At 62.2% G+C, this 15,179-nt stretch carries 15 protein-coding genes; 5 read left to right on the forward strand and 10 right to left on the reverse strand.

Annotation, left to right across the window (positions count from 1 at the left end; translation table 11 throughout):
- The first annotated feature begins 4 nt into the window (after window positions 1-4).
- Together FJ948_RS01495 and FJ948_RS01500 are read left to right on the forward strand one after the other, a co-directional pair.
- Window positions 5-811: a DUF72 domain-containing protein gene (locus tag FJ948_RS01495; RefSeq protein WP_140701445.1), complete on the forward strand. Its 807-nt coding sequence runs from the start codon at window positions 5-7 to the stop codon at window positions 809-811.
- A 182-nt stretch (window positions 812-993) separates the two neighbouring features.
- Window positions 994-2,142, forward strand: coding sequence for a GGDEF domain-containing protein (locus tag FJ948_RS01500; RefSeq protein WP_140701446.1), 1,149 nt, complete (start codon window positions 994-996; stop codon window positions 2,140-2,142).
- A gap of 50 nt (window positions 2,143-2,192) precedes the next feature.
- Here FJ948_RS01500 and FJ948_RS01505 read toward each other — a convergent pair whose 3' ends face one another.
- The 6 genes from FJ948_RS01505 to urtA form a co-directional block, all read right to left on the reverse strand.
- Window positions 2,193-2,369 (reverse strand): hypothetical protein, encoded by a 177-nt coding sequence (locus FJ948_RS01505; RefSeq protein ID WP_140701447.1) that lies wholly within the window; start codon window positions 2,367-2,369, stop codon window positions 2,193-2,195.
- Between the two features lie 263 nt (window positions 2,370-2,632).
- On the reverse strand, window positions 2,633-3,328 hold the full coding sequence (gene urtE, locus FJ948_RS01510) for an urea ABC transporter ATP-binding subunit UrtE (protein ID WP_140701448.1): 696 nt from the start codon (window positions 3,326-3,328) through the stop codon (window positions 2,633-2,635).
- A gap of 70 nt (window positions 3,329-3,398) precedes the next feature.
- Window positions 3,399-4,145 (reverse strand): urea ABC transporter ATP-binding protein UrtD, encoded by a 747-nt coding sequence (gene urtD / locus FJ948_RS01515; RefSeq protein WP_140701449.1) that lies wholly within the window; start codon window positions 4,143-4,145, stop codon window positions 3,399-3,401.
- A 6-nt stretch (window positions 4,146-4,151) separates the two neighbouring features.
- Entirely contained in the window at window positions 4,152-5,387 is a 1,236-nt protein-coding gene (gene urtC / locus FJ948_RS01520; RefSeq protein WP_140701450.1) for an urea ABC transporter permease subunit UrtC, read from the reverse strand.
- On the reverse strand, window positions 5,384-7,000 hold the full coding sequence (gene urtB, locus FJ948_RS01525) for an urea ABC transporter permease subunit UrtB (protein ID WP_140701451.1): 1,617 nt from the start codon (window positions 6,998-7,000) through the stop codon (window positions 5,384-5,386). The genes urtC and urtB overlap by 4 nt, the downstream gene beginning before the upstream one ends.
- Window positions 7,001-7,115: 115 nt before the next feature.
- Window positions 7,116-8,396: an urea ABC transporter substrate-binding protein gene (gene urtA / locus FJ948_RS01530; protein WP_224691903.1), complete on the reverse strand. Its 1,281-nt coding sequence runs from the start codon at window positions 8,394-8,396 to the stop codon at window positions 7,116-7,118.
- A gap of 342 nt (window positions 8,397-8,738) precedes the next feature.
- On the opposite strand from urtA, the gene FJ948_RS01535 reads away from it, so the two are divergent.
- Both FJ948_RS01535 and FJ948_RS01540 read left to right on the forward strand, forming a co-directional pair.
- Window positions 8,739-9,146, forward strand: a complete 408-nt coding sequence (locus tag FJ948_RS01535) for a hypothetical protein (RefSeq protein WP_140701453.1) — start codon at window positions 8,739-8,741, stop codon at window positions 9,144-9,146.
- Window positions 9,147-9,279: 133 nt separating this feature from the next.
- Complete coding sequence (locus FJ948_RS01540; RefSeq protein ID WP_140701454.1) at window positions 9,280-11,193, forward strand: PhoX family phosphatase; 1,914 nt, start codon at window positions 9,280-9,282, stop codon at window positions 11,191-11,193.
- A 65-nt stretch (window positions 11,194-11,258) separates the two neighbouring features.
- Here FJ948_RS01540 and FJ948_RS01545 read toward each other — a convergent pair whose 3' ends face one another.
- The 3 genes from FJ948_RS01545 to FJ948_RS01555 form a co-directional block, all read right to left on the reverse strand.
- Complete coding sequence (locus FJ948_RS01545; protein ID WP_140701455.1) at window positions 11,259-12,830, reverse strand: GMC family oxidoreductase; 1,572 nt, start codon at window positions 12,828-12,830, stop codon at window positions 11,259-11,261.
- Between the two features lie 45 nt (window positions 12,831-12,875).
- Window positions 12,876-13,406 (reverse strand): gluconate 2-dehydrogenase subunit 3 family protein, encoded by a 531-nt coding sequence (locus FJ948_RS01550; protein WP_140701456.1) that lies wholly within the window; start codon window positions 13,404-13,406, stop codon window positions 12,876-12,878.
- A gap of 80 nt (window positions 13,407-13,486) precedes the next feature.
- Window positions 13,487-13,882: a VOC family protein gene (locus tag FJ948_RS01555; protein WP_140701457.1), complete on the reverse strand. Its 396-nt coding sequence runs from the start codon at window positions 13,880-13,882 to the stop codon at window positions 13,487-13,489.
- Window positions 13,883-14,111: 229 nt separating this feature from the next.
- Here FJ948_RS01555 and FJ948_RS01560 point away from each other — a divergent pair, with 229 nt between their 5' ends.
- Window positions 14,112-14,411 (forward strand): ribbon-helix-helix domain-containing protein, encoded by a 300-nt coding sequence (locus tag FJ948_RS01560; RefSeq protein WP_140701458.1) that lies wholly within the window; start codon window positions 14,112-14,114, stop codon window positions 14,409-14,411.
- Here FJ948_RS01560 and FJ948_RS01565 read toward each other — a convergent pair.
- Window positions 14,408-15,121, reverse strand: a complete 714-nt coding sequence (locus tag FJ948_RS01565; RefSeq protein WP_140701459.1) for a DeoD-type purine-nucleoside phosphorylase — start codon at window positions 15,119-15,121, stop codon at window positions 14,408-14,410. The genes FJ948_RS01560 and FJ948_RS01565 overlap by 4 nt on opposite strands.
- Window positions 15,122-15,179 lie beyond the last annotated feature (58 nt).

Here is a 15,179-nt window from a genome sequence, read left to right on the forward strand (position 1 = left end):
GACGATGAGCAAATCCGGAACAATCCGCGCCGGCATGGGCGGCTGGACCTTCGAGCCCTGGGACACGTCCTTCTATCCGGACAAGTTGTCGAAGGCCAAGCAACTGAACTACGCCAGCCGGCAAGTGCCGAGCATCGAGGTCAACGGCACCTATTATTCGAGCTTCAAGGAGCCGACCTTCGTCAAATGGGCAAACGAGGCGCCGGACGGTTTCGTCTATTCGCTGAAGGGCAACCGCTTCGTCACCAACCGGCGCGTGCTGGGCGAGGCCGGTGAATCGATGATGCGTTTCCTCGGTTCCGGCGTGGCCGCGCTCGGTGAAAAGCTGGGACCGATCCTGTGGCAGTTCGCGCCGACCAAGAAATTCGACCCTGACGATTTCGAGGCGTTTTTGAAACTGCTGCCGGAAAAGCAGGACGGCGTCGCGCTGCGCCACGCGCTCGAAGTGCGCAACGACAGCTTCATCGTGCCGGAATTCGCAGCGCTCGCGCGCAAATACAAGGCGGCGATCGTCTATGCCGACCACGTCAAATATCCAGATATCGCCGACATCACCGGCGATTTCGTCTATGCGCGGCTGCAGACCGGCAGCGACGACAATCCCGATTGCTACACGCCGAAGGGCCTCGACGAATGGGCGGCGCGCGCAAAAACCTGGGCGGAAGGCAAGCAGCCGGCCGATCTGCGGCGCGCCGATCCGGCGACGGATGCGCCGGTCAAGCCGCGCGACGTGTTCGTCTACTTCATCACCGAAGGCAAGGTGCGCGCGCCTTTCGGGGCGATGGCGCTGATGACGCGCGTGGCCGACTGAAAAAGCATCAGCCGGCTTCAAGCTACACACTATAAGTCCCTCGCCTATGCGTTTTGCGCGTAGCGGAGTGCCCATTCCAGGGCATCTTCGCCATGATCGTAACCTTATCGACACTTCCTTGCCGCATGAATACGGGACGCCAAACCGCAGGGCTTGAGCCGCCGCCGGCAGGGAAAGAGGGCATGTCGCTCGACTACACTTCACTTCTGCTGGCTGTCGGGTTCTCCGCCGCGTGCCTCGGTCTGACATTGTTCGGCATGTGGCTGACCGCCCGCTCGGAAAAATTCCTCCTGACCTGGGCAATCAGCCTGGTGTTCGTGGTCGGCGACATTTTTATCTACGACGCCTATATCGACATGCCCGGACGCCTGCTCGGCGTCGCCACCTCGGCGTTCCTGCTGATCGGCTTTTCGGCCATGCTGGGGGCTGCCTATCAGTTCCGAACCGGGGGCTCTCCGCTGCCGCGGGCGCTGTGGGGTTGCGTTTCCCTGGTGGCAGCGCTGCCTCCCATGGCTTTGGGCTATGATGGCATCGGCTTCATGTTCGAGAACATGTTCGCCGCCTTGCTCCTGTTCGCCACGGCGTTCGAATACTGGAGGGGCCGCGATGAAGCGCCCGCTTTGACGACCGGCATCACCGCGCTCTATTCGGCCACGGCCACATCCTTCGCGCTCTGCGCCATGGTTCTCGCCTGGGATGGCAAACTGATCCTGGGACACGCACCAAGCAACTGGGCGGAGGAACTCAGCCTCATCGTGGTGATCGCCAGCATGACCGGTATTGGCGCGCTCTCGCTTGCCCTCAACCAGGGGCGCCTGGCGCGGCACCACCATCGGAACGCCCTGACGGATCCCCTGACCGGCCTGCTCAACCGGCGCGCTCTGTTCGACATGCATGGCCATGTCCCGATCGGCGCCTTTACCGCGGTGGTGGTCTTCGACCTCGACAACTTCAAAGCCATCAACGACGAATTCGGACACGCCGCGGGTGACGCGGTGCTGAAGGTGTTCGCCAGTGAACTCGCCGGCAATCTTCGCCAGACCGACGTCGCCGCGCGCATGGGCGGCGAGGAATTCGCACTGGTGTTGAAGCGCACCCTGCCGGAAACGGTCGAGGAATCGGCGGAGCGCATCCGCGCCGCTTTCGCAACGCGGCTGATAGAAACCGAAGCCGGCTCGCTGAGTTGCACGGTCAGTGCCGGTTTTGCGTTTGGCAGCAAGGAAGGGCTCAGCTTCGACAAGGTGCTTAGCGCCGCCGACAAGGCGCTCTACGATGCCAAGCGCGGCGGCCGCAACCGCGTCACCGCCTCTCCCTTCCGGCGCGCGAGCTGACAGCGCGTATCAGCGCCGGTCGGTGATTGTCGAGTTAGGCGAAGCAGCCCTTAGGCCGCCATCACGATCTCATTGAAGGCATCGAGGTCGACGTAGAAGACCTTGGTGATCTCCTCGATCAGATCGTCATAGTCGCAGCCCTGTGACCTCAGGATGTTGATGGCGGCGATGATGTCGACACGCTCGGTAAGCCGCCGCTTCTGGTAGTCCTCGACGAAACGTTCCATGGCTGTCCCTTAGCCTGTGTGCTCAAACGCGTTTGAACGACAATCAGACCGGGAAGCTAGGAAGCCTTGCTTGCGTGGAACTTGCAGAGCCTTCGCCGCGCCTCGATCCGCGATAACCAGACTGATACGGAAGCGGCCGACTCACAAAGCCAAGACAAGACTAGCATCAGATATTGCGTGTGCCAGGGACAGCGATGACCAGATCGGAGAAATATTGGACTTGCCAAGGACTTCGGATCTTCAACCGAAATCCGGTGCCGATTCTAGACCGTGAGGAATTTGCGAACATCAGCCCGGTCTAAATCTTCCGCCGGACCGGTATGCACGATCTGGCCGCGGTCCATGATGTTGACCTCGTCGGCAAGCTCGCGGCAGAAATCGAGATACTGTTCGACCAACAGCACCGCGATACCGGCCTGATCGCGCAGATAGCGGATGGCGCGGCCGATATCCTTGATGACGGAGGGCTGGATGCCTTCCGTCGGCTCGTCGAGCACCAGCAGCTTCGGCCGCATCACCAGCGCCCTGCCAATGGCGAGCTGCTGTTGCTGGCCGCCGGAAAGATCGCCGCCACGGCGGCCAAGCATCTGCTTCAGCACCGGAAACAGTTCGAAGACGTGCGCCGGCACGTTGCGGTCGGCGCGTTTCAAGGGGGCGAAGCCGGATTCGAGATTTTCCTGCACGCTGAGCAGCGGAAAGATCTCCCTGCCCTGCGGCACGAATGCGATGCCCGACCGGGCGCGGTCATACGCCGCGCTCCGGTCGAGCGCCTTCCCCTCGAAGGCAACGCTTCCGCTCGTCAGCCGATGGTGGCCGACGATCGATCTCATCAAACTTGTCTTGCCGACGCCGTTGCGGCCGAGCACGCAGGTGATCTTGCCGGCGCCCGCCTTCAGCGACACGCCGCGCAGCGCTTGGGCGGCGCCGTAATGCAGCGTGGCATCGGAAACTTCGAGCATTCTCAGCGCCTTCTCCAGACCTTCAGGAAAGACAGATCGAAGCGATGGAATTGAACCCGCCAGTGCATGCTCATCTCCCCAGATAGACTTCGACGACGCGCTCGTCGGCCGAAACAAAATCGAGCGTGCCTTCGGACAGAACCGAACCCTCATGCAGGCAGGTGACCTTGACGCCGAGTTCGCGCACGAAATGCATGTCGTGCTCGACGACGATGACCGAATGGTCGCGCGCGATATCCTTGAGCAGCCGGGCGGTTTCCTCGGTCTCGGCGTCGGTCATGCCGGCGACCGGCTCGTCGACCAGGAGCAGCTTCGGATCCTGCGCCAAGAGCATGCCGATCTCGAGCCATTGCTTCTGGCCGTGGCTGAGGTTGGCGGCGAGTTGACTGCGCTTGTCGCCCAAGCGGATAATGCCAAGGATGGCATCGATCTGCCGCGCCTCGGCGGCCGAGCGGCGATGAACCAGCGCCGGGAAGATCGAACGCGGTCCCTTCAGCGCCAGCATCAAATTTTCTTCGATCGTGTGGCTTTCGAAGACGGTCGGCTTCTGGAATTTGCGGCCGATGCCCATCATGGCGATCTCGGCTTCGTCATGCCTGGTGAGGTCCACCTGGCCGTCGAAGAACACTTCGCCCTCGTCGGGCCGGGTCTTGCCGGTGACGATATCCATCATCGTCGTCTTGCCGGCGCCATTGGGGCCGATGATGGCGCGCATCTCGCCCTTGTCGAGCACCAGCGACAGATTGTTGATGGCGCGAAAGCCGTCGAAGGAAACCGAGACGCCGTCGAGATAGAGGATGGTGTTGGATTTGCTCATGGCCGCTTACTCCGCCGCCTGCGGTTCGGGGTCGGACCATGACCATTCGCCCGGATTTCTCGCTGGCGAGCGAGCGGGCTTCGAGGTCGCGGACGCGACCCGAACCTCGGTGCCGGCTTCTTCGGCCAGAGACGCCGCGCGCAACCCCCTCGCATTGCCGCGCCAACCGTCCCACATGCCGATGATGCCCTTCGGCAGGAGCAAGGTGACGGCGACGAAAAGGCCGCCGAGCGCAAACAGCCAGAATTCAGGCAGCACGCCTGTGAACCAGGATTTGCCGGCATTGACGAGCAGCGCCCCGACGATCGGCCCGACAATGGTGCCGCGCCCGCCGACAGCAGCCCAGATCACGACCTCGATCGAATTGGACGGTTCGAATTCGCCGGGATTGATGATGCCGACCTGCGGCACGTAGAGCGCGCCGGCAATGCCGGCCATGATCGCCGAAACCGTGAAGGCGAACAGTTTTACATTCTCCGCCCGCCAGCCGAGGAAGCGTGTGCGGCTCTCGGCGTCGCGCACGGCCATCAAGAGCTTGCCGTATTTGGAGCCGACGATTGCCCAGGTGACGAAAACCGCGAGCGCCAGCATCACCGCGCTGGCGGCGAACAGCGCGGAACGGGTCGTGTCGGCCTGCACGTTGAAGCCCAGAATATCCTTGAAATCGGTGAGGCCGTTGTTGCCGCCGAAACCCATGTCGTTGCGGAAGAAAGCAAGCAGCAGCGCATAGGTCATCGCCTGGGTGATGATCGAGAGATAGACACCGGTGACGCGGCTGCGGAAGGCGAACCAGCCGAAGACGAAGGCAAGCAGGCCGGGCACCGCCAGCACCATGATTGCCGCGAACCAGAAATGGTCGAACCCGGTCCAGAACCACGGCAATTCCTTGTAGTTCAGGAACACCATGAAATCGGGCAGGATCGGATTGCCGTAGACGCCGCGCGAGCCGATCTGGCGCATCAGATACATGCCCATCGCGTAACCGCCGAGCGCGAAGAAGGCGCCGTGGCCGAGCGAAAGAATGCCGCAATAGCCCCAGACCAGGTCGAGCGAGAGCGCCAGCAGAGCGTAGCAGAGATATTTGCCGGTCAGCGCCACGATGTAGGACGGGATATAGAAGGCGCTGGTCGGCGAAACAGCCAGGTTGAGCAGCGGCACGATGATGGCCACCGCCAACAGGATGAAGATGGTGATGGCGATGCGGCGGTCGGCACCGGCGGCAAAGAAATGTCCTGTGATCATGCTTCCACCGCCCTGCCCTTGAGCGCGAACAGGCCGCGCGGGCGCTTCTGGATGAACAGGATGATCAGCACCAGCACGACGATCTTGCCGAGCACGGCGCCGGCGTACGGTTCGAGAACCTTGTTGACGATGCCGAGCGAAAAGGCGCCGACCAGCGTACCCCAGAGGTTGCCGACACCGCCGAAGACGACGACCATGAAGCTGTCGATGATGTAGCCGCGGCCGAGATTGGGCGAGACATTGTCGATCTGGCTGAGCGCGACGCCGGCAATGCCGGCAATGCCCGATCCCAGCGCGAAGGTCAGCGCGTCGACCCATGGCGTCCTGATGCCCATCGAGGCCGCCATGCGCCGGTTGGCGGTGACGGCGCGCATCTGCAGACCCCAGGGCGTGCGCTTCATCACGTAGAGCAGCACGCCGAACACCGTGAGTGCGAAGACCAGGATCCAGAGCCGGTTCCAGGTGATGGCCAGTTGCCCGACGTCGAAGGAGCCGGACATCCAGGAGGGATTGCCGACCTCCTGGTTGGTCGGTCCGAAGATCGAGCGCACGGCCTGCTGCAGGATCAGCGAGACGCCCCAGGTCGCCAGCAGCGTTTCCAGCGGCCGCCCATAGAGGAAGCGGATGACGCCGCGCTCGATGGCGAGGCCGACGAATGCCGCGACCAGGAAGGCAAGCGGCAAGGCTATGACCAGCGACCAGTCGAACAGGCCGGGAAAGGATGTCCTGATCACCTGCTGGACGACGAAGGTCGTATAGGCGCCGAGCATCACCATCTCGCCATGCGCCATGTTGATGACGCCCATGACGCCGAAGGTGATGGCAAGCCCGATCGCCGCCAGCAGCAGCACCGAACCCAGCGAGATCCCGTACCAGATGTTCTGGCCGGCATCCCACAAGGCCAGCGTTGAACTGATATTGGCGATCGCGGCCGTCGCCGCGTCCTTGACCGCGCCTGACGCGCTGGCTTCGACCGAGGTGAGCAGCGAAACCGCATCGCGATCGCCGCGCGCCCCGATCAGTGCGACCGCGGCGAGTTTGTCGGCCTCCGGCCTGTCGGAAACAAGCACCGAGGCCGCACGAGCCTGTTCGAGCAGAGCCTTGACACTGGCCACCGTTTCACCGGCAATCGCGGTTTCGAGCGGTCCGATATTCGCGGCATCGGGCGTCTTGAACATGGTATCGGCGGCGGCGATGCGCACGGCCGGATCCTTGGCGCCAAGCGTCAATGTGCCCAGCGCATCGCGGATGACGCGGCGCAGCGTGTTGTTGACCTTGATCTTGGTGATGTCGTCCTTGGCCGCCTCACCAGAGGCTTCGCCGCTCAGCGGGTCGAAAAGCTGGACGCTTTCGCCGGTTTCCTTGCCGATGAACACCAGGGAATCGGCCTTGCGGACATAGAGGTTGCCGTCGGCAAGTGCTGATAACGGGCGCTCGACGGCTGGGTCACCGGCGGCCGTCAGTTCGTGGACGACAGCTCCTGTCTCCGAAAAACCCTTGGCCGTCGCGAATTTGGCGATGATGGCGCGCAGATCGGACTCCGCGGCGCCCGATGGCGACAACGTCGTCAGCAGGAACAGCAGCGTCAGCCCAATCGCATGCAACACGTTCATCTGCTTCAGTGACCCCTGAGGAGTGAAGTGGGCGTCCGGACAGTGGAGGAAACCGTCCGGACGCGCGCGGTCTTGGTCATGGACCTGACGGTCCAGACCGACAGACCTGGGAGGATCAGTTCGTCCCCTTGCCGCCGCACTTGCCGGTGGCAACGTTGAAGTTGCCGCAGGACAGAGGCGCGCGCCAATCGGAGATCAAATCCTTGGAGTCCGGCAGATAGTCGGACCACTCGTCGCCCATCACCAGGCCGGGCGTGCGCGACACCGTCTCGAACTGGCCGTCGGCCTGGATTTCACCGATCAGCACCGGCTTGGTGATGTGATGGTTCGGCATCATCGTCGAATAGCCGCCGGTCAGGTTCGGCACCGAGACTCCGATCATGGCGTCGATGACCTTGTCCGGATCGGTGGTGCCGGCCTTCTCGACCGCCTTCACCCACATGTTGAAGCCGATATAGTGGGCTTCCATCGGGTCGTTGGTGGTGCGCTTGTCGTTCTTGATGAACTTGTGCCAGTCGGCGATGAACTTCTTGTTTTCGGGCGTATCGACGCTCTCGAAATAGTTCCAGGCGGCGAGATGGCCGACCAGCGGCGCGGTGTCGAGACCGGCCAGTTCTTCCTCGCCGACCGAGAAGGCCATGACCGGGATGTCCTCGGCCTTGATGCCCTGATTGCCGAGTTCCTTGTAGAACGGCACATTGGCATCGCCATTGACGGTCGAGACGACGGCGGTCTTCTTGCCGGCCGAGCCGAATTTCTTGATCGCCGAGACTTCCGTCTGCCAGTCGGAAAAGCCGAACGGCGTGTAGTTGACCATGATGTCCTCGGCCGCGACCCCCTTCGACTTCAGATAGGCCTCGAGAATCTTGTTGGTGGTGCGCGGATAGACGTAGTCGGTGCCTTCGAGCACCCAGCGTTTCACCGAGCCGCCATCCTCGCTCATCAGATAATCGACGGCCGGAATGGCCTGCTGATTCGGAGCCGCACCCGTGTAGAACACGTTGCGCTCGCTCTCCTCGCCCTCGTACTGGACGGGATAGAACAGGATGTTGTCGAGTTCCGAGAACACCGGCAGTACCGATTTGCGCGACACCGAGGTCCAGCAGCCGAACACCGCGGCGACCTTGTCCTTGGAGATCAGTTCGCGCGCCTTTTCGGCGAACAGCGGCCAGTTGGAAGCCGGATCGACGACGACAGCTTCGAGCTTCTTGCCGAGCAGGCCGCCCTTGGCGTTCTGCTCGTCGATGAGCATCAGCATGGCATCCTTCAGCGTCGTCTCCGAAATCGCCATCGTGCCCGACAGCGAATGCAGAATGCCGACCTTGATCGTGTCGTCGGCGGCCCTGGCCGGAGCGGCCATCATCAGACCGGCGGCGACCACGCTCGCCGAGACCATTTTTGTTATTGTCGAGAAATTACCCCTCATCGGAAGACTCCCAAGCTGGTTGATTGCGCCGCAACAATGCAATGCAACCCCCATGCCAACCGCTTCGGGCATGCCGTATACAGCGAAATAATCAAACATTATCAGCTATTTATTATATCAGATTGAATCTGACAAAGAGAGCTGGTTAACAATTGATTGAGGGAAATTTGCGCAGCGTACAAGGCAAACGCCTAATTTTTGCCCAATTTTTCCAAATGCCTAGATTTTGACCTCAACACACCCTTCGCAGTCGACGCATGTTGCGGCACCGCGCAAAAATGGGGCAAGCTCGCTGCTTAACCGAGCGACGTCATGACATCAGGCATTTTACGCATAGGCACCGGCATATTGTTTCTGGCGGCCGCAACCGGGTCCGCACGGGCCGACTTCAGCGACGGCAAGATGCCCGATGGCACCTATCACTGCGAAGTCTACCTGCTCGGCATGTTCCTCAACCTCGGCGACATCACCATCAAGGGAAATGTCTATACCGGCCCGGTCACCTTCGGCACGGCCCGCCAGGGCTACAATTATCAGATGGACGCAAATGGCGTGATCTCGTGGCTGGGCCCGCTCGGTGGCTACACCGCCGGCGGCAACTCGCTCTCCATGACCCAGGCAACGCTGGACGGCCAGAGCCCGCCCTCCTTCGACATCATCATGAAGCAGCCCGATGGCGCCTTCACCGCCTCGACCTGCACCAGGGGAGACAATCAGTAAGCCCTTGCCCGGCAAGGCAGCCGCCTCCATGCGGTCCGCAACCCCTGCCCGCCTCCTCTCATGTCATCTGGATGTTGCCGAAGCTGGATAGGCAGCGGTGCGCCGTCACATTCCACCTCGAGAGGCAGACACCATGGCCAATTCCCCGTCTTCATCCTCCCCTGTCATTCGCGACGTCATCGCCGAGCGCGTTTCGCGCCGCGCGCTCCTGAAAGGCAGCCTTGCATCCGGCGCATTGATCGCCGGCGGTAGCTTTGTCGGCTCGCTATTTGCCGGCGAAACACATGCGGCCGCCGCTCTTTCCACACTCGGCTTCCCCGAACTCAAGCGCGTCTACGACAAGACCCACGCCGCCGCCGATGGCTATGAAACAACCATCGTTGCGCGCTGGGGCGATCCGCTCGCCGCCGGCCTGCCGGATTTCGACGGCAATGCGATCGCGGCCGACGAGCAGGAGAAGCGTTTCGGCTATAATTGCGACTACATCGCTTTCATGCCGCTGCCCAAAGGCTCGGTGAATTCCGACCACGGCCTGCTCTGCGTCAACAACGAGTACATTTCGCCGAACGTGATGTTTCCCGGCATGACCGAAGACGGCGCCGGCAAAATGATGAGCAAGGAACAGGTCGATCTCGGCCTCGCGGCGATGGGCCACTCGATCGTCGAAGTCATGCTCAAGGACGGCAAGTGGCAAACCGTCGAGGACAGCCCGCTCAACCGCCGCATCACCGCCAACACCGAAATGACCGTCTCCGGTCCGGTGGCCGGCCATGCGCTGCTCAAGACGTCCACTGATGCCACCGGCACAAAGGTGCTCGGCACGAGTTACAATTGCAGCGGCGGCTTCACCCCGTGGGGCACCGTGCTGACCTGTGAGGAAGGCGTTTCCGACCTGTTTGGCGGTGACCCGAAAAAAGCGCCGACCTCGGACATCCTCGGCCGCTATGGCTTTGACGGTTCCGACATTTACGGCCGTGGCCGCTTCCATGACCGCTTCAACATCGACAAGGAGCCGAACGAGCCGAACCGCTTCGACTGGGTGGTCGAGATCGACCCCTATGATCCCCAGTCCAAGCCGGTAAAGCGCACGGCGCTCGGCCGCATGTCGCACGAGGCCTCGACCGTCGTCGTCAACAAGGACGGCCGGATCGTCGTCTATATGGGCGACGACGACTATTTCGAATACATGTACCGCTTCGTCTCGGCCGGGGTTTACGACAAGGCGAACCCGGCTTCGGCCAAGGATCTGCTGGACGACGGCGTGCTCTCGGTCGCCCGCTATGACGCCGATGGTTCGATGACCTGGCTGCCGCTGGTTCATGGCCAGGGCAAGCTCACCGCCGAAAACGGCTTTGCCGACCAGGCCGAGGTGCTGCTGAAGACACGCCTTGCGGCCGACGCGCTCGGCGCGACCCCGATGGACCGGCCGGAGGACATCGAGGCCAACCCGGTCACCGGCCGCGTCTACGCCGTCATGACCAAGAACAAGAAGCGCGACGAATCCAAGGTCAATCCGGCCAACACGCGGCCGGAAAACCTCTGGGGCCACATCGTCGAACTGATCCCTCCGGGCGGCCGCGGCGCCGATGCCGACCACACCGCGGACAAATACGCCTGGGACCTGTTCGTGCTGTGCGGCAACCCCGGCGATGCCAAGGTCGGCGCCACCTTCCATCCCGACACCTCGGACAATGGCTGGTTCGTCTGCCCTGACAACATCACTTTCGACCCGGCCGGCCGCCTCTGGGTAGCGACCGACGGCGCCAATGACTTTGGCCTGCCGGACGGCGTCTATGGCGTCGACACGGAAGGTGCCGCGCGTGGCCTGCCGAAACTGCTCTTCACCTGCCCGCACGGCGCCGAAGCAACCGGACCGTGCTTCACGCCGGATGGCACGACGCTGTTTCTCTCGGTTCAGCACCCGTCCGAGGATGCCGAAACGCTCGACAAGGCGCAGTCGCTATGGCCCGATTTCAGGGATGGCCAACCGCCTCGGCCGTCGGTCGTCGCCATCCGCCGCAAGGATGGCCAGCCGGTCGGCGCATGAAGCCGTAGACTCACAAAAAAGGCGCGGAACCCTCTCGGGTCCCGCGCCAGCAGGCAGTCGGGAGGTCAAATGGTCTTGGCCGACATCTGCGCGGCGATGTATTCGGCCTGGCGGATCGCCAGCGACACGATGGTCAATGTCGGGTTTTCAGCCGCACCGGTCGTGAACTGGCTGCCGTCCGACACGAACAGGTTCTTGATGTCGTGCGCCTGGCCATGCTTGTTGACGACGCCGTCGGACGCCTTCTCGCTCATCCGGTTGGTGCCGAGATTGTGGGTCGAGGGATAGGGCGGGGTCGGGAAGGTGCGCGTGGCGCCGACCGCGTCGTAGAGCGCCGAGGCCTGCTTGTAGGCGTGATTGCGCATCGCCGTGTCGTTGGGATGGTCGTCGAAATGCACGTCGGCGATCGGCATGCCGTGCTCGTCCTTCCCGTCAGCATGCAGTGTGATGCGGTTCTCTTCGCGCGGCATGTCCTCGCCGACGATCCACAGGCCGGCCATGTGGTCGTAATGGTCGAGCGCCGTGGTGAAGGAACGCCCCCAGCCGCCGGGGTCCAGGAAGGCAGCCATGAACGGCAGGCCAAGCGACAGCGTCTCGAACTCGTAGCCACCGACGAAGCCGCGCGATGGATCATGGCGCGCCTCGTCGCGGATGATGCCGGCCATGGTGGTGCCGCGATACATGTGCACCGGCTTGTCGAAGATCGCATAGACCGATCCCGTCGTGTGGCGCATGTAGTTCTTGCCCACCTGCCCCGACGAATTGGCAAGCCCGTGCGGAAATTTTGCCGATTGCGAATTGAGCAGCAGCCGCGGGCTCTCGATCGAATTGCCGGCGACCGCCACGATGCGGGCCTTCTGCTCCTGCAGCTTGCCGTCCTTGTCGGCATAAACGACGCCGGTGACCTTTCCGCTGGCGTCGTGGTTGATCTTGATCGCCATGGCGTTCGGCCGCACTTCGAGATGGCCTGTCGCCTCGCCCTTCGGGATTTCGGTATAGAGCGTCGACCATTTGGCGCCCCATTTGCACCCCTGGAAGCAGAAGCCGGTCTGCTGGCAGGAATTGCGGTCGTCGCGTTCCACCGAGTTGATGGCCATGTTGCCGGTATGGCATTCCTTGTAGCCGAGCTTGTCGGCGCCGGCCTTCAGCACCTTGAAATTGTTGTTGCCCGGCAGCCTCGGCCAGTCATTGGTGCCGGTGACGCCCATCTTGGCCTCCGCCTTGGCGTAATAGGGCTCCATTTCGGCAAGCGTGATCGGCCAATCCAGAAGATTGGCGCCTTCCAGCTTGCCGTAGGTCGACAACGTCTTGAACTCATGCTCCTGGAAGCGCAGCGATGCGCCCGCCCAGTGCGTGGTCGAGCCGCCAACCGACTTGACGATCCAGGCCGGCAGATTGGGAAAATCCTTGGCCACGCGCCAGTCGCCGGATGTGGTGCGCTTGTCCGTCCAGGCGAGTTGGGCGAAGGAATCCCACTCGTCGTTGATGAAGTCCTCATATTCGTGGCGGGCGCCGGCCTCGAGGATGACGACGTCGATGCCCTTCTGCGCCAGTTCGTTGCCGAGCGTACCGCCGCCGGCGCCGGAGCCGATGATGACGACCACGCCGTCGTTTTTCAGATCAAATGCTGCTGCCATGGTTTCCTCCCATGAAATCAATTGGATGCGGTTCGACCAAGCAGCTCAGAGCCACTCGATGTCGCTGAAGCCGCGCGCGATGTAGCCGCCCTTGGAGTAGGACTCGCCCTCGTAACCGAAGATCGGCCACACCTCTTTCTGGTTGTAGAGGCTGACGACCAGGCCGCCGCGCACCGCCTGGAAGAAGGGCGTCTTCTCTATCTCGGTGAGCAGCGCCACACGCTGCTCTTCCCAGCCGAGCCCGCGATAGCCGCCCACGCCGGCCTTCTTGTCGAGATCGGCAATGCCCTTCTCGATCAGTTCCTTGTGGGCGGGATCCTTGGCGGCTGTCTCGTCATGACCCTTGACAGCGATGGCGTAATATTTGTCCGGCACCTGGTCGTGCGGATAGATGTCGCGCGCCACCTGGATAAGCGTCGCCATCGTCTCGGGCTTCAGAGACGAGGTTTCCAGCCCCCAGGCGTGCTGCGGGCTGATGATCGCGCTGCCCGAAATGACAAGCAACGCACCCGCGCCGCCGCGTTTGAGAAGCTCGCGCCGTGAAAGCCCGGGCTTCCTCTCGTAGATCGTGACCATATTTTCCTCCCTGCTTGCTGTTCGCACTCGAAAAGAGTGCCGTTGCTGGCGCCGCGCCGGTTCGCGCGGCCGGTTGTTCCCTATTGGAAGCGCCCTCCGCGCTGCAGGACCTCGATCTTGTAGCCGTCGGGATCCTCGATGAAGAAGAAGCGGGCGATCAGCGAACCGTCGCGGTTGAACTCGACGATCTTCTTCGGGTCGAGGCCGAGCGCACCGAGCCGGTCGTGCTCGCTGTCGAGATCGGCGACCGAGACCGCCAGATGGCCGTAGCCATCGCCCAGCGCATAGGGCTCCGCACGCCCCTTGTTGACGGTCAATTCCACCTCGAAAGGTGCATCGGCATTGCCGAGGTAGACCAGCGTGAACGTTTCGAAATCCAGCCGTTGGGCGACCTCCAGGCCGAATGCCCTGGTGTAGAAATCGATGGACCGGGCTTCGTCGAGAACCCGGATCATGGTGTGGATTGCCTTCGCCAAATCGAACTCCGCAGCTTCGTGCTTCGAAGGTGATTATGCGCGCTGGTGAAGAAAGGTGGTGGCAGCCAATTACCACGCATGAGATAGCAAAAACGGCTATGTCGGCTCGTAAGGACGAAAGTCTGATTGCCGTTCTCGACCGTCCGGTCGAAGATGAAATCGCAGGCAGTGTTCAAAAGGCACCGACCGCCCCGTCGGCGCCCAAGACCAACAAAAATGGGAGGTAACGATGTGCAGAGTCTTTGCCGCACAGGATCCGGAAGGCTATCGCCAAATCAACCGGTCGATCCGCATCGACGGACATTCGACCAGCATCCAGCTCGAGGCGACGTTCTGGGCCTTGCTTGACGAAATCGCCGAAAGCCAGAACCTGACGACGCCGAAATTCATCTCGAAACTCTACGACGAAGCGATCGAGATCAACGGCGAGATTCCGAACTTCGCGTCGATGCTGCGCACCACCTGCGCACTCTATCTGCGTGGCCACAGGCCATCCATGGAGGAGGTGCTGAAGCGGGAGGCGGCCTAGCGCCCTTGCGCGGCGATTTCGAATGCCAGACGGCTCATATCGGTGAAAAGCTCCTGGCGTTCGGAATAGTCGGTCTGTTCGCCGGTCACCAGATTGTCGACGACGGTCAGCAGCGACAATGCCCTCGCGCCGAAATGCGCCGAGATGCGATAGAGCGCGCTGGTTTCCATGTCTACGGCCAGCGCTCCGAGCGTCCTTGCGTCGGCATACCGGGCACGCGCGTCAGGGTGGTAGAATATGTCGGTGCAGGCTGTCAGGCCGGCGTGGTGGTCGATGCCGAGTTCGGCTGCCTTGGCCAATGCGCAAGCGAGCAGCGCCGGATCCGGGCCGGCGTCAGCTTCGTAAAGGCCAAAGACCCGGCCGTTCTCGGTATTTTCAGGCCGTGCTGATTGCGAGATCACAAGGCTGCGCAGCCTTGTCTCGGCGCTCAGGCCACCGCAGGTCCCAGTTCGGATCAGTGTTCGGGCGCCATAATAATCAAGCAATTCATGCGCGTAGATCAGGAATGATGAAACGCCGATACCCGTCGCCTGGATGCTGACAGGCCTGCCGCGAAACGCGCCGGTAAAGCCGAGAGTGCCGCGTCGACGATTGACGCAGCGTGGCCCGTCCAGAAATGTCCGCGCCATCCATTCCGCGCGCTGCGGATCGCCCGGCAACAAAATCGTGTCGGCGTAGTCGCCCTTGGCTGCCTCTATGTGTGGCGTCAACAGCTGCTCCCCAAGCCCGCCTGCCGTATTGTCAATAATCATGGCGTTGTTACGGCGT

This window comes from Mesorhizobium sp. B2-3-12 (genome assembly GCF_006442205.1).
Taxonomy (GTDB): Bacteria; Pseudomonadota; Alphaproteobacteria; order Rhizobiales; family Rhizobiaceae; genus Mesorhizobium.

Bases quoted from the DNA above. Each gene is read 5' to 3' on its own strand.
- FJ948_RS01535 (WP_140701453.1), top strand. From the start codon at position 8,739: ATGACATCAGGCATTTTACGCATAGGCACCGGCATATTGTTTCTGGCG.
- urtD (WP_140701449.1), bottom strand. From the start codon at position 4,145: ATGAGCAAATCCAACACCATCCTCTATCTCGACGGCGTCTCGGTTTCC.
- FJ948_RS01560 (WP_140701458.1), top strand. From the start codon at position 14,112: ATGTGCAGAGTCTTTGCCGCACAGGATCCGGAAGGCTATCGCCAAATC.
- FJ948_RS01495 (WP_140701445.1), top strand. From the start codon at position 5: ATGAGCAAATCCGGAACAATCCGCGCCGGCATGGGCGGCTGGACCTTC.
- urtB (WP_140701451.1), bottom strand. From the start codon at position 7,000: ATGAACGTGTTGCATGCGATTGGGCTGACGCTGCTGTTCCTGCTGACG.
- urtC (WP_140701450.1), bottom strand. From the start codon at position 5,387: ATGATCACAGGACATTTCTTTGCCGCCGGTGCCGACCGCCGCATCGCC.
- urtE (WP_140701448.1), bottom strand. From the start codon at position 3,328: ATGCTCGAAGTTTCCGATGCCACGCTGCATTACGGCGCCGCCCAAGCG.
- urtA (WP_224691903.1), bottom strand. From the start codon at position 8,396: ATGGTCTCGGCGAGCGTGGTCGCCGCCGGTCTGATGATGGCCGCTCCG.
- FJ948_RS01550 (WP_140701456.1), bottom strand. From the start codon at position 13,406: ATGGTCACGATCTACGAGAGGAAGCCCGGGCTTTCACGGCGCGAGCTT.
- FJ948_RS01505 (WP_140701447.1), bottom strand. From the start codon at position 2,369: ATGGAACGTTTCGTCGAGGACTACCAGAAGCGGCGGCTTACCGAGCGT.
- FJ948_RS01540 (WP_140701454.1), top strand. From the start codon at position 9,280: ATGGCCAATTCCCCGTCTTCATCCTCCCCTGTCATTCGCGACGTCATC.
- FJ948_RS01500 (WP_140701446.1), top strand. From the start codon at position 994: ATGTCGCTCGACTACACTTCACTTCTGCTGGCTGTCGGGTTCTCCGCC.
- FJ948_RS01545 (WP_140701455.1), bottom strand. From the start codon at position 12,830: ATGGCAGCAGCATTTGATCTGAAAAACGACGGCGTGGTCGTCATCATC.